The sequence below is a fragment of the Lysinibacillus sp. K60 genome (assembly GCF_019731275.1).
GTDB classification, from domain to species: domain Bacteria; phylum Bacillota; class Bacilli; order Bacillales_A; family Planococcaceae; genus Lysinibacillus; species Lysinibacillus capsici.
The window spans coordinates 62,618-81,522 of the sequence record NZ_JAASJR010000010.1; the positions used below are offsets into that span (position 1 = coordinate 62,618).

Consider the following 18,905-nt stretch of genomic DNA (forward strand, 5'->3'; position numbering starts at 1 on the left):
TGTGCAAAAGAGATTATTATATGTACCAGCCTCCATTTAATCGTACGATTTGTCCTGTCACATAATCAGCTTTACCAGACAAATAAAAACGTACCATTTCAGCCACATCCTTTGTTTGTCCAATGGAGCCTAGTGGGATATCGTCCAAAATGTATTGAAGCTCTTCTTGATTTAGATGGCTGTTCATTGAGGTATTTATAAAGCCAGGAGCAATAGCATTTACTCTAATCCGAGATAATGCCGCTTCTTTTGCATAGGATTTGACAAAAGCATGTTGCGCACCCTTAACAGTTGCATAAAGTGCCTCCCCCGCTGAGCCAGCCTCTCCCCAAATGGAGCCTATAAATAGTACATAGCTCACTTCATGCTTGCGAAGTTTTCCAGAAAGTAAAGCTGTTAGTCTCATAGGATTTTGAACATGAACACGCCATAAAGCATCCATATCTTCCACTGTTGTATCTTCGAGCAATGAATAATGGGCTTGTCCATTGGCAAAAACAATAGCCTGCACATTGAAAATTTGCGCGGCTACTAATTCTGCTCCATTAACGATTGAAAAATCCCCCTGTACAAGCATAAATTCTTGTGCAGGGAAATGTTCGGAAAGCATTTCACATAATCTCTGTGCCGCATTTTGATTGTTTGAATAATGTACATAGATGGACCAGCCGTCCTCAGCTAAGCTTTGACAAATGGCATGACCGATATCACCTGATGCACCTAAAACAAGGGCAAATTTTTTCACTGTGCATCCTGCTTACTTGGCAGAATTTTAAAGACCGTTTGCTGTGTTTCACCTTGGATAGAAGCAAATGCTTTTTGTAAATCCTCCACGGTTAATGTCTCAAGTACTGGTACTACATCAAATAAATTCATGTCATTAAAGGAATATCGTGTGAATTGGTTTGCGATAAACTCGATTGAATTTAGTGCACGTAGGAAGAAACCAATTTTTTTGCGTTTTATACGATCCAAACCAGCACGATCAAATTGACTATTTCCTTCATATTTTGCTAATTCGTCCATAATTGTTTTTGCCAATTTATCAGGCTCTGCTGAATCTGATCCGATCATAGCAAACCCAAAGCCATTTTCTAAGGTAAAATCAAAAGCATATGTCTCATCAATTAAACCTTCCTCGTAAACACGTTCATAAAAATCAGAGGTACGTCCAAAAATAAGTTCAAGTGCAATTTGAACCGACAACTCATGCTTTAACATGTCCTGACCTGATAAATTAGTGTCTTTCGCTTTTAAACCTACATAAATTTTTGGTTTTTGAACATCCATATTTAATGTACGTTCTTTAATGGCTACCTCTGTTGGTTCTATATCAAAGAAGCGTTGAATTGGTGTTGGTTCTGGGAACTCTTTTTTACCTTGATTCTCACGAATAAACGTCATCATTTCTTCTGGTTCAACAGCACCAATCACAAATAACAACATATTTGAAGGATGATAAAACGTATTGTAGCACGTATATAAGTGCTCCGCTGTAATGCCATCAATCGATTCAATTGTACCGGCGATATCAATTTTTACAGGATGATGATGATACATATTTTCGATTGTGCCAAAGTATAGACGCCAGTCTGGTTGATCATCATACATTGTAATTTCTTGCCCAATAATTCCTTTTTCTTTATTGACAGTAGCTTCAGTAAAGTAAGGCTCTTGCACAAAATTCAATAATGTTTCGGTACTTTTGTAAATATTATCAGTTGAAGAGAATAGGTATGCCGTACGTGTAAATGATGTAAATGCGTTAGCAGAAGCTCCATACTCACTGAACTTTTGGAAGACATCGCCATCTTCTTTTTCGAACATTTTATGCTCTAAGAAGTGAGCGATTCCATCCGGCACCGTAATGCTTTCTGTTTGACCTATGGGTACAAAAGTGCGATCAATAGAACCGTACTTCGTTGTAAATGTAACAAATGTTTTAGAAAAACCTTTTTTCGGCAAGATATATACATCTAATCCATTTTCAAGCTTTTCATAATAAAGAGTTTCATCTAATTGCTTAAATTCTATTGTTTTCATTGTGCGGCTTGCTCCTTTCCACATAAGAAATAGACCGCTTCAAGCTGCACTTGCTTTGCCATTGCAACAACATCTTCTTTTGTCACAGCTTTCCACTTATTTGCCCAGGCTTGAACTGAAAATTCCTCAGGTAAATCTTTATATTGATCAAAAATTTCAATTTGTCCTCGAGCAGAATCTAAGGATTCTTTTAGCTGATTCGTCAGCATAGCCTTTGTTTGTTCCAGCTCTAAATTTGTAATGTCCCCAGCCTGCATGACGGCTAGTTGTTCTTTAATTAAAGATAGCGCTTTTTCTTCATTTTTAGCTTCAATACCAGATACAACAAATACAAGTCCGTAATGCGAAGCGTAGGAACTAGAAGCATAATACGCAAGACTCTCTTTTTCACGAACATTCATAAACAGCTTAGCATGTGGATACCCACCAAAAATGCCATTAAAAATTTGCATCTTAGAGAAATCTGCATCACCAAATCTAACAGGTGTGCTAAAGCCAATATGAAGTTTACCTTGTTTCATTTCATGCTGCTCTCTTACATAATCATTGTCTGGATGTTGTTGAGGAAGTACTGCTGGAACTTCCTCAGGAGTACGATCCTTAAATGGTAGCGCTTTTTTTAATTTCGCAACCATTTCCTCTTCATTAATGTCTCCAGCTACATAAATATCGATTTTGTCGTTAGCTAGCATCGATTGATAAGCCTCAAATAATGAGGAAGGGGTAATCTTTTGAATTTCTTCGACACTACCATTCGCTGAAATTGATGCTGGCTCATTTGGTCTCAGGATTTGTTGTAGACGGAATTGAGCAAAGCGAGATTTATCGTCAAAAATAGATTCAATACGTTGAATAACTGTCTTTTTTTCACGCTCAACAACGGATTCCTTAAAAACACCATTTTCTAGATTAGGCTCAAAAATAGCCGTATGCAATAAACCAAGGACTTCGTTTAAGACACTCGTATTCGCTAGATAATGATCATTAACAGTCTCTACATTCATAAGAACTGTATGCTCATTGCCACGCTTCGATGTATCAAAATACAAAACTGTACCATACAAGTCATCTAAAAAGCTTCGAAAAGCAGCAGTTGTCTTATATTTAGCATTACTGTGCTGCAGTACATTTGTTAACACTGTACGCTCTGATGCACTTTTAGCCGTTAATGCTCTTCTCCATTTAATTGAAAAATTCACGGTTTTAAATTGGGTCGTTTGTCGGATATGCAAATTGACACCTTTTGCAAAAGGTATTGTTTTAAACATATGAAACCCTCCTATCCTTCTTAATATAACGATGTACTACACATACTATACATGTCTATTGTCTATAATTGCAAAAGGAATCCAAAGTATGTATGGGAAAAATTAAAAATTACGCCAATTATATAGAAAAAGGACTGAGCATAGCTTGCCCAGTCCTTAAAATGCTTTTCTTAGCGTTTACCTTTTATATAAGGCTGTCCACTCGCTTTTGGAGCGTTTGCTTTCCCAATAAAGCCTGCTAAAGCAAGAATTGTTAACACATACGGTAAAATTTGTAGATAAACTGCTGGAACATTCTCGATTAGCGGAATTTGATTCCCTGCAATACTTAATGTTTGTGCTAAACCGAAGAATAGGGCTGCACCTAGTGCTCCAATTGGATGCCACTTCCCGAAAATCATTGCGGCAATAGCCATGAAACCTTGACCAGCAATTGTTGCGTGTGAGAAGTCGTGTGTAATTGTTTGTGCATACACTGCACCACCAAGACCACCTAATGCCCCAGAAATCATCACGGCAATATAGCGCATTTTATTTACATTTATACCCATTGTATCTGCTGCCATTGGATGTTCACCCACAGCACGCAAACGCAAGCCGAATGGCGTTTTATAAATGATAAACCATGCCCCGAATGCTACAGCAAACGCTAAAATAGATGTGCTGTAAACATCATGGAACAGTAAACGACCGAAGAACGGAATATCCTCTAAGTAAGGGACACCAAAACGACGAATCGGTTGGTCAATCATATCTGTTTGACCTTTATCATAAATCATTTTTACTAAGAATACAGTTGCAGCTAAACCTAGTAAGTTAATAGCTACCCCTGATACCGTTTGATCGGCACGGAAAGAAATAGAAGCTACAGCATGGAAAAGTGAGAACACAGCACCAATCACAACAGCTGCTAGCATTGCCACCCAAACTGTTGCTGCCCCTAATGATGAAGCGAATTCTAAATTGACAAAAATACCAACAAAAGCACCGACAATCATTAAGCCTTCTAGCCCGATGTTGACAACACCAGAGCGTTCAGAGAATACCCCACCGATGGCCGTAAAAATCAAAGGTGTCGCATAAAGAATCGCTGAAGGGATGATGAAATATAACATTTCTAAAAAGCTCATGTTATTGTCCCTCCTTTTTCTTGCTCAGCTTTTGTAAGCCTACTCGAATAATATAGCCTGATGCAACGAAGAAGATAATCAACGCAATAATAATGGATACGATTTCTTCTGGAATACCCGCAGCATTTGGCATATTTAATGCACCATATTTTAAAGAACCAAAAAGGGATGCTCCAAACACTACCCCAAGTGGTGTATTGGCACCAAGTAGGGCAACGGCGATACCGTCAAAACCAATTCCCGTAAAGCCAGGTTTAATGGATGCGTTTTGGAATGTCCCTAAAGCTTCCATCGCACCACCAAGACCTGCAAACATACCAGAAATCGTCATAGCTAAAATAATATTTTTATTGACACTCATACCTGCATAGTCAGCAGCATTTTTGTTAAAACCTACTGCTTTTAGCTCGTAGCCACGTGTTGTTTTTTCTAAAATGAACCACATCACAACTACCATTAAAAGTGCAACAATGATCCCATAGTGAAGACTTGAATTGTCTGTAAGCTCTCTTAAAAACGGAGAACGTAAAGAAGCTGACTCGTGGATACGTTCTGTTTTAAAGCTGCCATCGGACAATTTCTTAATTACTGCATTTGCAATATAAAGTGCAGTGTAGTTCAGCATAATTGTCGCAATAACTTCGTGAACTTTAAATTTCGCTTTTAAGAAACCTGCAATAAAGGCCCAAAATGCACCTGCAGCAGCTGCCGCAAGCAATGCTAATGGTAAGTGAATGATTTTAGGAAGTTCAAACGCATAACCTACCCAAGCAGCGGCCAACCAACCTAAAATTAGCTGACCTTCAACACCGATATTGAAGAGCCCTGTACGGAATGCAAATGCTACCGCAAGACCTGCTAAAATATATGGTGTAATTTGACGAATTGTGTTCCCGATTGAATATGAATCTCCAAAAATACCTGTCCAAAGAGCGATATAACCTTGCACTGGGTCATAGCCACTGACTACCATAACGATAGCCCCTACAATTAAACCGATAATGATAGAGATGATAGGAACGAGGATATTAATGACACGATTTGACATTAGTCGTTCTCCTCCTTCGCATCACGCTTTATATTTTTTTTACTTTGTCCTGCCATTAGTAAGCCTAGCTCTTGTTCAGTCGTTTCTTTCGGATTTAACTCATCGACAATTTGTCCATCATAGATAACAGCAATTCGATCCGAAACATTCATCACCTCATCTAATTCAAATGAGATTAACAAAACGGCTTTCCCTTTATCACGTTGCTCAATTAGACGAGAATGAATGAATTCAATAGCTCCTACGTCAAGTCCACGTGTTGGTAGAGCAGCAATTAATAGATCAGGGTTACGGTCAATTTCACGACCAATAATTGCTTTTTGTTGGTTACCACCAGATAATGCACGAGCTGGTGTCATCTCCCCATTACCAGTACGCACATCATACTCTTTAATGATTTGACGAGCTTTCTCTGACACCTTTTTATAGTCCATCACAAAGCCCTTCGCTATTGGAGATTGGTAATAAGTTTGTAATGCAATATTATGACCAATCGGGAAATCTAAAACTAATCCATGCTTATGACGGTCTTGTGGAATATGTCCTACGCCTTCCTCTGTAATTTTACGAGGCTTCATGTTAGTAATATCTTTACCATTCAGCTTGACTTTACCACTTTTAATTTTGCGTAGACCTGTAATGGCTTCTATTAACTCGGATTGACCATTACCATCAATACCAGCAATACCTACGATTTCACCTTTACGAACATTTAAATTAAGACCTTTAACTTTATCAATATTTCGATAGTCTGTAACAACCAAGTTCTCAATAGAAAGCACTTCTTCAGTCGGTGTGGCATCCGTTTTTTCCGTTTTAAATTCAACTTGACGTCCAACCATCATTTCAGCAAGCTGATCAGGATTTGTGGCAGCGGTTACAACAGTGCCAATCCCTTCTCCCTTACGGATAATCGTCACACGGTCTGAAACTTCCATAATTTCTTTTAGCTTATGCGTAATTAAAATAATGGATTTACCCTCTGCGATAAGACGACGCATTATTTGAATTAATTCGGTAATTTCTTGCGGTGTTAATGATGCAGTTGGTTCATCAAAAATTAAAATTTCGGCACCACGATACAATGTTTTTAATATTTCTACACGCTGTTGCATACCAACCGTGATATCCTCGATTTTGGCGGTCGGATCAACATCTAATCCATACTTTTCAGAAAGTGCTTGTACTTTCTTAGCCGCATCTTTTATATTCACAATTCCCATTTTAGTAGGCTCAGTGCCTAAAATGATATTTTCTGTTACCGTAAAGTTTTCTACCAACATAAAATGTTGATGCACCATGCCAATCCCTAAATCATTGGCAATATTCGGGTTTGTAATTTTTACAGCCTTCCCACGTACACGAATTTCGCCACCCTCTGGTTGATACAAACCAAAAAGGACGTTCATCAAAGTCGATTTACCTGCACCATTTTCACCTAGCAATGCATGAATCTCGCCTTGTTTCAGTTGGAGGGTGATATTATTATTCGCCACGAAATTACCGAATTCTTTACGGATTCCTAGCATTTCAATCACATAATCCAAATTTGTCACTCCCTTAATAGGCACTATTATTAAGTATTTTCATCTTAGCGTATAGTATCTGCTGCTACATGATGGATGGTACAGATAAGCCATACGTCCAGTAATAAATTTTCTACTAGAGGCTATATTTTATTACCGATTTAATATCACACCTATAGAGGTAGATGTTTTGCTAAATTAATACAGGAAAGGTCATCGTTAGAAACCTTTCTTCTATTAACTTGTTACCATCATTATTCAAATCATAATTACTACCTCTATAAGGTTCCTATAAATCTAGCTAAATAGAGTATTGCGAATAATCTAAATATAACGATAGATTGAAAAATCATCATAAGGTCCTTCTAAGAGTCCCTTATGATGATCAAAAGATGAATTATTTTTCCACTTTTTCTGGAACTTTGATTTCACCCTTAGCAATTTTTTCTTTATATTCGTCGATTACTTTTTGTACATCTTCTGGAATCGCACCGCGAGAATCTGCAAGTTTAACGCCATCTTCAGCTAAACCATAAACAAGTGTTTCTCCACCTGGGAAATCACCATTTTTCGCTCTATTTGAAATATCTACTACTGCTGTATTAACACCTTTTAACATAGAAGTTAATGTAACGTTTGTTTTATCGTCTACTTTACCTTCTTCGTATTGGTCAGCATCTACACCGATAACCCATACATCAGCATTTGGATCTTTCGCTTTACGCTCTTTTGCTTCAGAGAATACACCGTTACCAGTTGCACCAGCAGCGTGGAAGATCACATCTACACCTGAAGAATACATGCTGTTCGCTGTAATTTTACCAAGATCTGCTTTATCAAACGCACCAGTATATTTTACTTGAATATCGATATCTGGGTTTACTGCTTTAGCCCCTTCAACGAAACCAGCGTGGAAACGGTTAATAACTGGAATATCAACGCCGCCTACGAAGCCGATTTTACCTGTTTTAGATGTTTTCGCTGCAGCAACACCTGCTAAGAAAGCTCCTTCTTGCTCTTTGAACAGTACGTTTACTACGTTGTCTGCTTCTACTTCAGCATCGATTAATGCAAAGTGGCTATCTGGATTTTCAGAAGCAACTGCATCAATTGCATCAGCCATCATGAATCCGATACCAAATACTAAGTTAAAGTCACGACGAATTAAGTTGTTTAAGTTTGTTTCATAGTCAGCATCTGAAGCTGATTGTAGGTAGTCAAAACCACCATCACCTTTTGATAAATCGTGCTCTTTACCGTAAGCTTGTACACCTTCCCATGCAGATTGGTTGAATGATTTGTCATCAACGCCACCTACGTCAGTAACCATCGCTACTGAGAAAGCTTCTTCTGTGCTTTCGCCACCTGAAGCATTGTCATTTTCTTTCGCTGGCTTTTCATCGTCTTTCGTACCACAAGCACCTAAAATAGCACTTGCCGCTAATACTGATGTTAATACTAAACCAAATTTACGTTTTTTCATTTAATTAACCCCCCAAAGGTATTGTAATTAGCAGGAAAAAATTTAGAAATGTTCTACACCCGTTTACGAACTACATGGAAGCTGAATTTATCAGCTCGGAAATAATTTTTTGAATAGAGCACTACTTGATCATGATCATCATAATGCAATTGCTTTAACACTAAAAGAGCTGTCTCACGTCCACAATTTAAAATCGGTGAGGCTTGTTCATGATACCCAACTGGATCAATATAGGTTACAGCATAAGCTACATGAATTTTGCCAGATTGCTCAAGTGCAGAGAACAGTGAAACTTCTTTTTTTTCGACAAAGTCAGTAGGCAGGAAGCTTGCAGGTAGCCTGTCTATGCAGTATACTACTGGCTCACCATCCGCTGTTCTGACACGTTCAATCGTGAGTATTTTATCGTCGCCATCACTTTGGAAGCGTTTTAAATCTTCCTCAGAAGGCACATGCTCAGTCGCTTTTAAAAAACGCGAACCTGGCTCCATACCTGCTGCCTCGATCATAGAAGAAATACTAGATAAATGCTCGATGCCTGATGTAAACAACGGCTTCGGGTTGACAAAAGTCCCAACCCCATGTCGGCGCACAATCACATTTTCCTCTTCCAACAGTCGAAGTGCTTCTCTAAGTGTTGCTCGACTGACTCCTAGTGATTTCGATAATTCAAATTCTGAAGGCAGCTTTTCATTTTCTTTAAAAATGCCAGCCTCGATATCAGATTTTAAACGATCGATTACTTGAAGATAGAGATGACGATGATCTGCTTTAATAGTCACATATATCACCACCAAAATCAGAGATCAGACATCTGATGTACAACATTCCTACTAATCGTTCATAAATATAACATTTTTGCAGAATGAAATAAACAGTTTTGAGTAAAATCTGTTATAGAATTCATTCTTTCTTTATTTTATCTGCAAATATTTGGACAAAAACACAGTTTCTCTCACCATTTTCATCTTCATTTTTTGCTTAGTTATCGTATTGGTGAACAAGTACTTGACGAGGCTTACTGCCCTCCGGAGGCCCAACAATACCGCGTTGCTCCATCTGATCAACAATACGTGCAGCTCTTGAATAACCAATACGGAAGCGACGTTGAAGCATAGAGACAGATGCTGTTTGCATATTGACAACTAATTGGACTGCTTCATCATATAAATCATCTGTTTCCTCTAAAATGGTTTCTTCTTCAGTAGGAATCATTTCCTCCTGATACTGAGCTTTTTGCTGTTCTATAACAAAATTCACAACAGCTTCAACCTCTTGATCTGATAAAAAGGCACCCTGCACCCTTTTCGGTTTCGAAGCCCCGGCTGGTAAAAATAGCATATCACCACGACCCAGTAGGCGTTCAGCCCCACCCATGTCTAAAATTGTTCTTGAGTCAATCGCTGAAGAAACTGCAAAAGCAATTCTGGATGGAATATTTGCTTTAATGACACCTGTTAAAACATCTACACTTGGTCGTTGTGTGGCGATAATCAAATGAATGCCCGCCGCCCTTGCCATTTGTGCTAAACGTGTAATCGAATCCTCTACATCACTTGATGCGACCATCATCAAATCCGCTAACTCATCTACAATAACCACAATATAAGGTAGCTTTGGATGTTTTTCCTCTGTTTGATCATTAACCTTTTGGACATGTGCATTATAGCCCTCAATATTTCTTGTACCTGTATGAGAAAACAAATCATAGCGACGTTCCATTTCAGATACCACTTTTTTCAGTGCTTGAGAAGCTTTACGTGCATCCGTTACGACAGGCGCTAATAAATGTGGAATCCCATTATAAACGTTTAATTCAACCATTTTTGGGTCTATCATCATGAGCTTCACTTCATGCGGTTTTGTACGCATTAGTATGGAAACAACAATGCCATTTATACACACACTTTTCCCACTTCCTGTAGAACCAGCTACAAGTAAATGTGGCATTTTATTGAGCTCTGCTAATACAGCTTGTCCTGTAATATCACGACCAAATGCTACTTGTAATAATGCTTCAGGCTTAGCACCATCTTTCGATTCTAATACCTCACGAAGTGTTACAATGGCTACCTCACTATTAGGTACTTCTATACCAATCGCAGATTTCCCAGGAATTGGCGCTTCCATACGAATATCTTTAGCTGCCAATGCTAATGCAAGATCATCTTGCAAATTGACAATTTTGCTTACTTTCACTCCGATATCTGGTAAAATCTCGTATTTCGTAACAGCAGGACCTAAATGCACCTGTGTCACCTTTGCCTTTACGCCAAAGCTTTGTAATGTTTGTTCAAGCTTTTTGGCATTTGCTTGAATCACTGAATATTCACCACTTTGATCATGTTGTGGTGGTAATTGTAATAAATTATATGATGGGAGCTGATAATCTGCATTTTCTACTGCATCTGTACCCTGAATCTGGACATCATCCGTTGCTTCTTCTAGTTCATTTTCCACCAAGTGAGTTGTATCCAGTACTTCTCTTTCCTGTGAAACATTCTGTGTGAAAGCAGAAATAATCGGTTCATGTGGTGTTTCGTCTTCTTGTTCAGGCATATCTACAGATTGATTAACGGCTGCTACTTCATCTCCACTCTCTACTCTTGAACGACGATTATTTGGTTTCTTGGGTGTATTTTTTTTCTTATCTCGGTTCTTTTTTTTCCATTTACCAAATACATCTGGCGTTTTTTCTGCTAAATAAGGCACTAATGCTTTACCAGTGACAAGAATTAAACCAATAAAGAAAATAACCCAAGCAACAACTTTTGCCCCTGAGGCCTCAAACAGCACATGAAGCCCGCTAAAGAGTAGGGCACCAATCATGCCCCCTCCCAAAGCATTACTACGATGAATGATACCTTCTGTATTAATCAAAATTCGCCATGATTCACGTAGCACAGAATCAGATAGTAGACCACCTGATTTGGATAGTTGTTCAAATAATATGCCATGGCTAAAAATCGTTAAGCTCATAACTATGAGGAACATGCCAAGTATTAATCGATCCTTTATCCCAACTTTTTTACGACCAATCATCATTAACAATGCAACAAATATAAGCATAAATGGAACAGCAAAATGTAAATTACCAAAAAGGAACATGGCGATTGTTTGTAGAATCCGCCCGATCATACCGTATTCAAAAATCATAATGATTGCTAATGCAATTAAGAGCAACCCTAATATTTCGTACATAAGCGGATGCATGTCTTTTTTTTCTGTTGTCGCTTTACTTTTAGTAACTTTTTTTCTCTTACTAACTGCCATCTAATTCACCTTCTTCTGCAATCCATTCTATATATGTAGCGAATCATCACATGTAGAACTTGAATATTTCAAAAAAAGGATTTTCCACCGCAATTGGGAGAAAATCCTTTTTCATTTATTTTTTCCTCAAAGCATATACGATGAGCTTGTTCAATTAATATTCCATAATAATAGGAATAATCATTGGGCGACGTTTTGTTTTTTGGAATAAATACGTATTTAGCGTATCTCTAATTTCTTGTTTAATGTTCGTCCATTCAAAGGTTTCTTTCCCAACGTACTTTTCAATTACATTCTTCGCTATGTCAGAAGCCTCAATCATTAATTCCTCTGATTCTCGTACATAGACAAAGCCTCGTGATAAAATTTCTGGCCCAGAGGCAATTTTCTTTTGTGCTCGATTCAATGTTACCACCACAATGAAAATACCATCCTGCGATAATAACTTACGGTCACGAAGTACAATATTACCTACATCGCCTACACCAATACCGTCAATTAAGACATTACCAGCTTGTACACGGCCACTCATGCGCATTTTATTATTTTTATATTCTACGATATCCCCTTTATCAGCGATAAAAATTTGGGATTTTTGAATACCTAGCTGTTGTGCTAATTTAGAGTGCGCAATTAGCATACGGTATTCTCCTTGTACAGGAATAAAATACTTTGGTTGCATTAAGTTTAACATCAGCTTTAAATCTTCTTGGCTACCATGTCCTGAAACATGGACATTTTTGCTAGAAGTCAAAATTTCAGCGCCTGCTTTTGACATAGAGTTCATTGTATTCGCCATTTGAACTTCCATGCCAGGAGAAGGTGTAAAGGTGATTAGTACCGTATCACCTTGTTTAATTTTAATGTCTCGATGGTGCTTACGGACAATTTTTTCTAAAGCATCGAGAGGTTCTCCTCTGTTGCCTGTTGCAATAATGATAATTTCATCATCTTGATATTTTTGCATTTCCGAGATCGGAATAATTGTATCTTCTTCAACTGTTAGATAACCTAGCTGTACGCCTAAATCAACCGCTTTTTCCAATGGTTTGCCCACAATTACAACCTTACGGAATGATTTCTGGGCTTGAGCAAATACTTGTTGAATTCGAATAAAATTCGATGCGTAAACAGCTACTAAAATACGACCTGGTGCTGAGTGGAATGTTTTTGATAATTGTTCTTCAATGACAATCTCTGATGTCGTATATCCTGGTCGCTCAGCTTCGCAAGACTCAGATAATAGAATGAAAACGCCGTCTTCTCCTAGCTGTGCCATTTTTGCTAAATCAGGCTTAAATTTACCTGTCGCAGACTGATCGAATTTAAACTCTCCTGTATGAACAATCGCGCCTTCAGATGTATGGAACACTACCCCTAACGAATCGGGAATACTATGTGTTGTGTGGAAGAATGTTACATACGTTGAGTTAAAATTCATACGACTACGGTTTGTTACTTCAAAAAACTTTACTTGATGTGGTGCAGGTAATTCTTTTAAATGTTCCTTTGCTAATGCAATGGTTAATTTCGAACCGTACACAGGTGCCTTTATTTTTTGTAATACATAGGCAATAGAACCAATTGCATCTTCATGACCATGTGTTAAGAAAATACCTTTCACACGTTCTTTATTTTCTTCTAAGTAAGTAATGTCAGGAATCACGATATCTATACCTAGCATTTCATCTTCTGGGAACATTAAGCCGCTATCCACCACAAATAGCTCTTCATCAATTTCTACTACGTACATGGCTTTCCCAATTTCGCCTACACCACCAAGAGGGATGATGCGGATTAATTCATTTTTCTTTTTTGTCAATTTATTTCCTCCTAAAAAATATCCCGAACAGCAACCACTTAACATTTATTATACGGTTTGCAAAGCTTTTGCACAAATTAAAAATACATGTTTCACGTAGGAAATAGATTTTCCTGCTATTTGCTTATTACTAGCAGATGGAAAACAAATATTGGTTATCCTGTATAAATAGAGCTAAATAAGTATTTGTAAGGACGAGGAGTTACAAATTTTGTACATACTTTTTATTTATAAAATATAAAAAACGAGGCTGAAATGCTATCAGCCTCGCTCCTATTTATCTAAAACTTTTCGCTTTTTCTTGATACGTATCCCAAATTCGGTCAAAATTAGCTTTCTCTTCATCTGTCATTTCCATCATCGGCAAACGAACATTGAGTGTATCAAATCCTAATTTTGTCATCGCATATTTAATCGGTGAAGGGTTGGGCTGAGCGAACAGCGCACGTACTAAAGGTAATAAGGCTCGGTGAATTTGGGCTGCTAGCTTATGATTTCCTTCTTCAAACGCTTTAATCATTAATTGCATATCATTGCCTACCACATGGGCAGCTACAGAAATAACACCTGCTCCACCAATGGCCATTAGTGGGAGTGTTAAACCATCGTCCCCACTATACACTAAGAAATCATCAGCTGGATCAACATTCTCAATAACATCACCCATCTGATCTAAGTTACCGCTCGCTTCCTTAATCCAAGCAATATTAGGAATCTTGCTTAATGCAACAGAAGTTTCATAGGCAACATTGACCCCAGTACGCCCTGGAACATTATAAAGCATAACAGGGAGACTCGTTTGTTTAGCAATGGTTTCAAAGTGAGCATAAATCCCACGTTGATTTGGCTTATTATAGTAAGGAGCTACAAGCATAATGCCGTCTGCTCCATTTTCTTCTGCCTTATGTGTCATCGCGATAGAGTAAGCTGTTTCATTATCCCCAGTACCTGCAATAACTGGTACGCGACCTGCTACTTTCTCTACTGTAAAGCGTACAACTTCAATTTTTTCTTCTGTAGACATAGTTGGGTTTTCAGAAGTCGTACCACAAGCAACAATACAATCAGTACCATTGTCTATTAAATGATTAATAATACGTTCTAGTTCTGGATAATTAATCGTGCCATCATTTTTGAACGGCGTAATCATTGCCGTTCCAATTCGACCTAAATTCATCCTTACACCCCTCTTATAGTAAGTTATCCTCAAGCATTGCTTCTGCAATTTGGATAGAGTTTAATGCGGCGCCTTTTAATAAATTGTCAGAAACGATCCATAGATGGAACCCTTTGCTGTTGTCTAAATCTTGACGGATACGTCCTACAAAAGTAGCGTCTTCCCCTTCTGCATAAATAGGCATTGGGTAAGTTTGTGTTGCAATATCATCTTGTAATACCACACCTGGTGCGTTGCGTAATACTTCGAAAATCTCTTGGATTGACGCGTCTTTCTCTACCTCAATATAAACAGATTCAGAGTGACCTGAAACGACTGGCACACGAACACAAGTAGCAGCTACTTTTAGCTCTGGTGCATGCATGATTTTTTTCGTCTCATTAATCATTTTCATTTCTTCGTATGTAAATCCATTATCTGTGAATTTATCGATTTGTGGAATGACATTACGAGCAATTGGGTAATGACGTTTATCACTACCAGACGGTAAAATATTTGCTTCTACATCTTTACCTGCATCCCAGTTTTCGCTTTGTGCCTTTAATTCTTGGATCGCAGAAATCCCTGCACCTGATACTGCCTGATAAGTTGAAACAATTACTTTTGTTAAACCAAATGCATGACGAATTGGTTCAAGTGCAGCTACCATTTGAATTGTCGAACAGTTTGGATTCGCAATAATTCCCTTATGCTTCGCTAAGTCGCCTCGATTCACTTCAGGCACGACAAGCGGTACCTCTGGATCCATACGAAAATGGCTCGTATTATCAATAACTACTGCACCACGCTTAGCTGCTTCTGGTGCAAGCACAGCTGATACTGAACCACCAGCTGAGAATAAAGCGACATTGACGCCTTCGAAAGCCTCAGGTGTCGCTTCTTCAATTGTATATGTTTCCCCATTAAATTCGATTGATTTTCCTGCTGAACGAGCAGAAGCTAGAAATTTAATATGTCCAATCGGAAATTTACGTTTAATCAACTGCTCCATCATTTTCGATCCTACTGCACCTGTTGCCCCAACAACCGCAACTGTTAACTGCTTTGTCATCTGTCATCTCTCCTTGAATACATGTTCCATAATGTGTGCTATTGTATCACAAAAATACTGAAAATTGTGTGTAATCTCTTATTTATTTGAAATATTGTATCAACAGCGGTTGTAATTGCTTTTTCTGCGTAATTGCTGCATGAACAGTATCCACCATTTGCTCAAAATCAGCAATTAAAGAATTTGGTTTGGAGTGAGGGGCATCCTGACCAAAGGGAATAAAATATATATTTTTGGCATTTAACAGTTTCATAATATTTATGCCATTTAAGCCTAGTGCATCGTTTGTGGAAATACCTAAAACTACAGGCGAACCATTACGCAAAGTTGCCTTTGCTGCCATTAACACAGGACTATCTGTTGCTGCATTAGCAAATTTACTTATGCTATTGCCTGTCATGGGGGCTATGACCATTGCATCTAATGGATTGGATGGGCCAAATGGCTCCGCCTCTTTTATAGAAGAAATAACTTTTTCTCCTGTCAAAGCTTCTATTTTGGCAATCCACTCTTCACCTGTACCAAAGCGTGTAGCTGCATGTAAAACGGAATGGGTAATGATTGGAATAACTGTTGCTCCGACATCAATAAAATTTTGGATTTTAGGTACTACATCTTCATACGTACAATGAGAAGCAGTAATACCTAAGCCAATTCGTTTCCCCGTTAACAATTTTCTTCCTCCTCTATTGCCTTGCACAATATTGTAGCAGCATCATGTGCAAAGTATTTCCCAGGCAATGATGGCAATAGTACATATGTTTGTAATTGATCAGAATCTATATCTAAACATCCTGGCTCTGATGCCAAGTCATATAAAACAGTTGGAACATGCTCTATAAATGACTCTGTAATCCATTTAGCAGGAATTGTATTAATAAAAATGCCATCTGTAATAGACCATTGGCGATCATCTAAATTCGTGGCTTTATAACCATATGCTTTTGCTTCACTCACTTGTACAACTGAACGTGCAACAATATGAACATTCGCTCCCATTTTAACTAGTAAAGAGGCGAGCATTTTTGCAATGCGACCAAAACCTGCGATTGTGAAATTTTGTCCGTAAATACATTTTTGCTCGAGTCCGTAAAACGTGGCGATAAATCCCTCCGCTGTTAATCGAGCATTTTGCCAAATAAATGATTCTTGTTGTAAATAGCAAATAGATTCATTTTTCTCTAGTAATTGCTTCCAATGCATTGTTAATCGACCCGTATAAAATTTCACTTGTGATATACCATAGAGCTGCTCAACTTCTATTTTTAATGGAAGAATAGGTAATACGATTTTATTAGGCTGGAATTCTAAAACAAGTTTATTTAACTCTTCGTTCCATACGGTCGTTCTTTTATAAAATACTGTTCTCGATGGACTTCTTAGCATTGTAGCTAGTTCCTTTAATCGGGAGTCCTCACCGATAACAAGCCATTTTTCGTTTTCCAAAAGCTCACCTCACTGTAAATATTCTGACTGTACTGTAGATGTCTTATTAAATAAAATACGATCTTCACCAATTAAAATAATTTCGTGCCAAGGTATCATTTCACTAACTTTCATTTTCTTTTTTTGGAATGGTAGTTTATCTTTCACAATTTCAAAACCATGTATTTTCCCTGTTTGCACATCTAATAGGCATTCTGTATGTGCCAGGATGCCAAAATGTACGCCACCCTCAATTTGAATTAACTCCTTATCCACCATCTCAGATAGTAGCATGCCTCATCTCCCTCCTTGAGCCGTTACCTCAATATATGCGGACTTTTTGCAAATCGTGACCCCTACCTAAAGTACGAATATGTTGCATTTTCATCGCCTTCTGTATATGGTGTATATATACAGTTATAAGAGGTGATGATTTGTGCATATCCATTTAAGTAATGCGAGTGAAAAACCTATTTATGAGCAAATCACCATACAGCTCAAAGAGGCTATTTTAGCTAATAAATTACAGGCTGGTGATGCACTACCGTCTATCCGCGCTTTAGCAAAGGATTTAAAAATAAGTGTGATGACCACTAAACGTGCCTATGCTGATTTAGAGCGAGATGGTTTCATTGAAACAGTCGCTGGGAAAGGGAGCTTTGTCACAGAACGAAATCAAGACTTTCTACGCGAGGAGCTATTACGGCAGGTAGAGGGACACTTGCAAAAGGCAGCAAAAATAGCGAAAACCGCTGGACTTTCTAGTGAAGAATTACAAGAACTACTATCTTTAATGTTAGAGGAGGATAAGTAATATGAATGCCATTGAAATTCATGATTTACATAAGGGCTTTGAAGGCTTTTTTCTAAAAGATATAAGTTTTTCTGTCCCTCAAGGCACTGTAATGGGTTTTGTTGGAGAAAACGGGGCTGGCAAATCAACAACGATAAAATGCATGCTGAATTTAATAAAAAAAGAATATGGCGAAATTTTGCTATTTGGCAAAGATCATGTCGAACACGAACTATCGATAAAAACCGACATCGGCGTTGTATTTGACGATTTACATGTACCAGAAACGCTAAATGCGACGCAACTCGACAAAATCATGAGAAAAGTATTTCAAACATGGGATTCAGACTATTATTTTGAAAGATTAGCTCAATTTAAGGTGCCAAAGAGGAAGAAGATTAAGGAACTATCTCGAGGAATGAGGATGAAGCTATCAATTGCCTTAGCATTGGCACATCATCCAAAATTATTGATTTTAGATGAGCCCACAAGTGGATTAGATCCTATTATTCGGGATGAAATTCTGGATTTATTTTTAACATTTATGCAGGATGAAACACATAGCATTTTATTTTCTTCGCATATTACAAGCGATTTAGAAAAAATTGCTGACTATATTACGTTAATTCATAATGGTGAGATTTTATTGAGCGAGAGTAAAGATGCTTTATTATATGAATATGGTATTTTCAAAGGTAACAGTGAGGAAGTAAATGACTTGCCAGAGCATGCTATTCTGAGAACCCGTCCTGGTGCGTTTGGAATAGAAGCATTAGTTCTGAAAAATGAAGTAAATGAGGCTTTCAGACTTGAAAGACCTTCTATAGAAGATATCATGCTATTTTTCGTGAAAGGTAGTGTTTGAA

At 37.9% G+C, this 18,905-nt stretch carries 17 protein-coding genes; 2 read left to right on the top strand and 15 right to left on the bottom strand.

Features of this window, described 5'->3' with window-relative positions; genetic code table 11:
- Positions 1-16: 16 nt before the first annotated feature.
- From ymfI to HCH28_RS19495, 15 genes are all read right to left on the bottom strand, one after another.
- Entirely contained in the window at positions 17-745 is a 729-nt protein-coding gene (ymfI, locus tag HCH28_RS19425) for an elongation factor P 5-aminopentanone reductase (protein ID WP_221682732.1), read from the bottom strand.
- Positions 742-2,043: an EF-P 5-aminopentanol modification-associated protein YfmH gene (gene yfmH / locus HCH28_RS19430; protein ID WP_221682733.1), complete on the bottom strand. Its 1,302-nt coding sequence runs from the start codon at positions 2,041-2,043 to the stop codon at positions 742-744. The genes ymfI and yfmH overlap by 4 nt, the downstream gene beginning before the upstream one ends.
- Positions 2,040-3,311: an EF-P 5-aminopentanol modification-associated protein YfmF gene (yfmF, locus tag HCH28_RS19435; protein ID WP_221682734.1), complete on the bottom strand. Its 1,272-nt coding sequence runs from the start codon at positions 3,309-3,311 to the stop codon at positions 2,040-2,042. Before yfmF ends, yfmH begins: the two co-directional genes overlap by 4 nt.
- Before the next feature lie 170 nt (positions 3,312-3,481).
- On the bottom strand, positions 3,482-4,441 hold the full coding sequence (locus HCH28_RS19440) for an ABC transporter permease (RefSeq protein ID WP_048391533.1): 960 nt from the start codon (positions 4,439-4,441) through the stop codon (positions 3,482-3,484).
- Between the two features lies 1 nt (position 4,442).
- A complete protein-coding gene (locus HCH28_RS19445) occupies positions 4,443-5,489 on the bottom strand; it encodes an ABC transporter permease (protein ID WP_004224945.1) in 1,047 nt (348 codons plus the stop codon).
- On the bottom strand, positions 5,489-7,036 hold the full coding sequence (locus HCH28_RS19450; RefSeq protein WP_221682735.1) for an ABC transporter ATP-binding protein: 1,548 nt from the start codon (positions 7,034-7,036) through the stop codon (positions 5,489-5,491). Before HCH28_RS19450 ends, HCH28_RS19445 begins: the two co-directional genes overlap by 1 nt.
- A 376-nt stretch (positions 7,037-7,412) precedes the next feature.
- Positions 7,413-8,498 (bottom strand): BMP family lipoprotein, encoded by a 1,086-nt coding sequence (locus HCH28_RS19455; protein ID WP_221682736.1) that lies wholly within the window; start codon positions 8,496-8,498, stop codon positions 7,413-7,415.
- Positions 8,499-8,551: 53 nt separating this feature from the next.
- On the bottom strand, positions 8,552-9,280 hold the full coding sequence (locus tag HCH28_RS19460; RefSeq protein ID WP_036080379.1) for a GntR family transcriptional regulator: 729 nt from the start codon (positions 9,278-9,280) through the stop codon (positions 8,552-8,554).
- A gap of 199 nt (positions 9,281-9,479) precedes the next feature.
- On the bottom strand, positions 9,480-11,771 hold the full coding sequence (locus HCH28_RS19465) for an FtsK/SpoIIIE family DNA translocase (protein ID WP_221682737.1): 2,292 nt from the start codon (positions 11,769-11,771) through the stop codon (positions 9,480-9,482).
- 154 nt (positions 11,772-11,925) lie between these two features.
- Positions 11,926-13,593 (bottom strand): ribonuclease J, encoded by a 1,668-nt coding sequence (locus HCH28_RS19470; protein ID WP_221682738.1) that lies wholly within the window; start codon positions 13,591-13,593, stop codon positions 11,926-11,928.
- A gap of 277 nt (positions 13,594-13,870) precedes the next feature.
- Entirely contained in the window at positions 13,871-14,770 is a 900-nt protein-coding gene (gene dapA / locus HCH28_RS19475; RefSeq protein ID WP_048391545.1) for a 4-hydroxy-tetrahydrodipicolinate synthase, read from the bottom strand.
- A gap of 13 nt (positions 14,771-14,783) precedes the next feature.
- Positions 14,784-15,821, bottom strand: coding sequence for an aspartate-semialdehyde dehydrogenase (locus HCH28_RS19480; RefSeq protein WP_048391546.1), 1,038 nt, complete (start codon positions 15,819-15,821; stop codon positions 14,784-14,786).
- Positions 15,822-15,903: 82 nt separating this feature from the next.
- Positions 15,904-16,494: a dipicolinate synthase subunit B gene (locus HCH28_RS19485; RefSeq protein ID WP_004224962.1), complete on the bottom strand. Its 591-nt coding sequence runs from the start codon at positions 16,492-16,494 to the stop codon at positions 15,904-15,906.
- Positions 16,488-17,267 (bottom strand): NAD(P)-dependent oxidoreductase, encoded by a 780-nt coding sequence (locus tag HCH28_RS19490; protein ID WP_004224963.1) that lies wholly within the window; start codon positions 17,265-17,267, stop codon positions 16,488-16,490. The genes HCH28_RS19485 and HCH28_RS19490 overlap by 7 nt, the downstream gene beginning before the upstream one ends.
- 9 nt (positions 17,268-17,276) lie before the next feature.
- Positions 17,277-17,540: a YlmC/YmxH family sporulation protein gene (locus HCH28_RS19495; RefSeq protein WP_004224966.1), complete on the bottom strand. Its 264-nt coding sequence runs from the start codon at positions 17,538-17,540 to the stop codon at positions 17,277-17,279.
- Between the two features lie 142 nt (positions 17,541-17,682).
- Here HCH28_RS19495 and HCH28_RS19500 point away from each other — a divergent pair, with 142 nt between their 5' ends.
- Complete coding sequence (locus HCH28_RS19500; RefSeq protein ID WP_004224968.1) at positions 17,683-18,060, top strand: GntR family transcriptional regulator; 378 nt, start codon at positions 17,683-17,685, stop codon at positions 18,058-18,060.
- A 1-nt stretch (position 18,061) separates the two neighbouring features.
- Positions 18,062-18,904 (top strand): ABC transporter ATP-binding protein, encoded by an 843-nt coding sequence (locus tag HCH28_RS19505; RefSeq protein ID WP_221682739.1) that lies wholly within the window; start codon positions 18,062-18,064, stop codon positions 18,902-18,904.
- Position 18,905: the final 1 nt, after the last annotated feature.

Bases quoted from the DNA above. Each gene is read 5' to 3' on its own strand.
- yfmH (WP_221682733.1), bottom strand. From the start codon at position 2,043: ATGAAAACAATAGAATTTAAGCAATTAGATGAAACTCTTTATTATGAA.
- HCH28_RS19480 (WP_048391546.1), bottom strand. From the start codon at position 15,821: ATGACAAAGCAGTTAACAGTTGCGGTTGTTGGGGCAACAGGTGCAGTA.
- HCH28_RS19455 (WP_221682736.1), bottom strand. From the start codon at position 8,498: ATGAAAAAACGTAAATTTGGTTTAGTATTAACATCAGTATTAGCGGCA.
- HCH28_RS19505 (WP_221682739.1), top strand. From the start codon at position 18,062: ATGAATGCCATTGAAATTCATGATTTACATAAGGGCTTTGAAGGCTTT.
- HCH28_RS19440 (WP_048391533.1), bottom strand. From the start codon at position 4,441: ATGAGCTTTTTAGAAATGTTATATTTCATCATCCCTTCAGCGATTCTT.
- HCH28_RS19495 (WP_004224966.1), bottom strand. From the start codon at position 17,540: ATGCTACTATCTGAGATGGTGGATAAGGAGTTAATTCAAATTGAGGGT.
- HCH28_RS19465 (WP_221682737.1), bottom strand. From the start codon at position 11,771: ATGGCAGTTAGTAAGAGAAAAAAAGTTACTAAAAGTAAAGCGACAACA.
- HCH28_RS19445 (WP_004224945.1), bottom strand. From the start codon at position 5,489: ATGTCAAATCGTGTCATTAATATCCTCGTTCCTATCATCTCTATCATT.
- dapA (WP_048391545.1), bottom strand. From the start codon at position 14,770: ATGAATTTAGGTCGAATTGGAACGGCAATGATTACGCCGTTCAAAAAT.
- yfmF (WP_221682734.1), bottom strand. From the start codon at position 3,311: ATGTTTAAAACAATACCTTTTGCAAAAGGTGTCAATTTGCATATCCGA.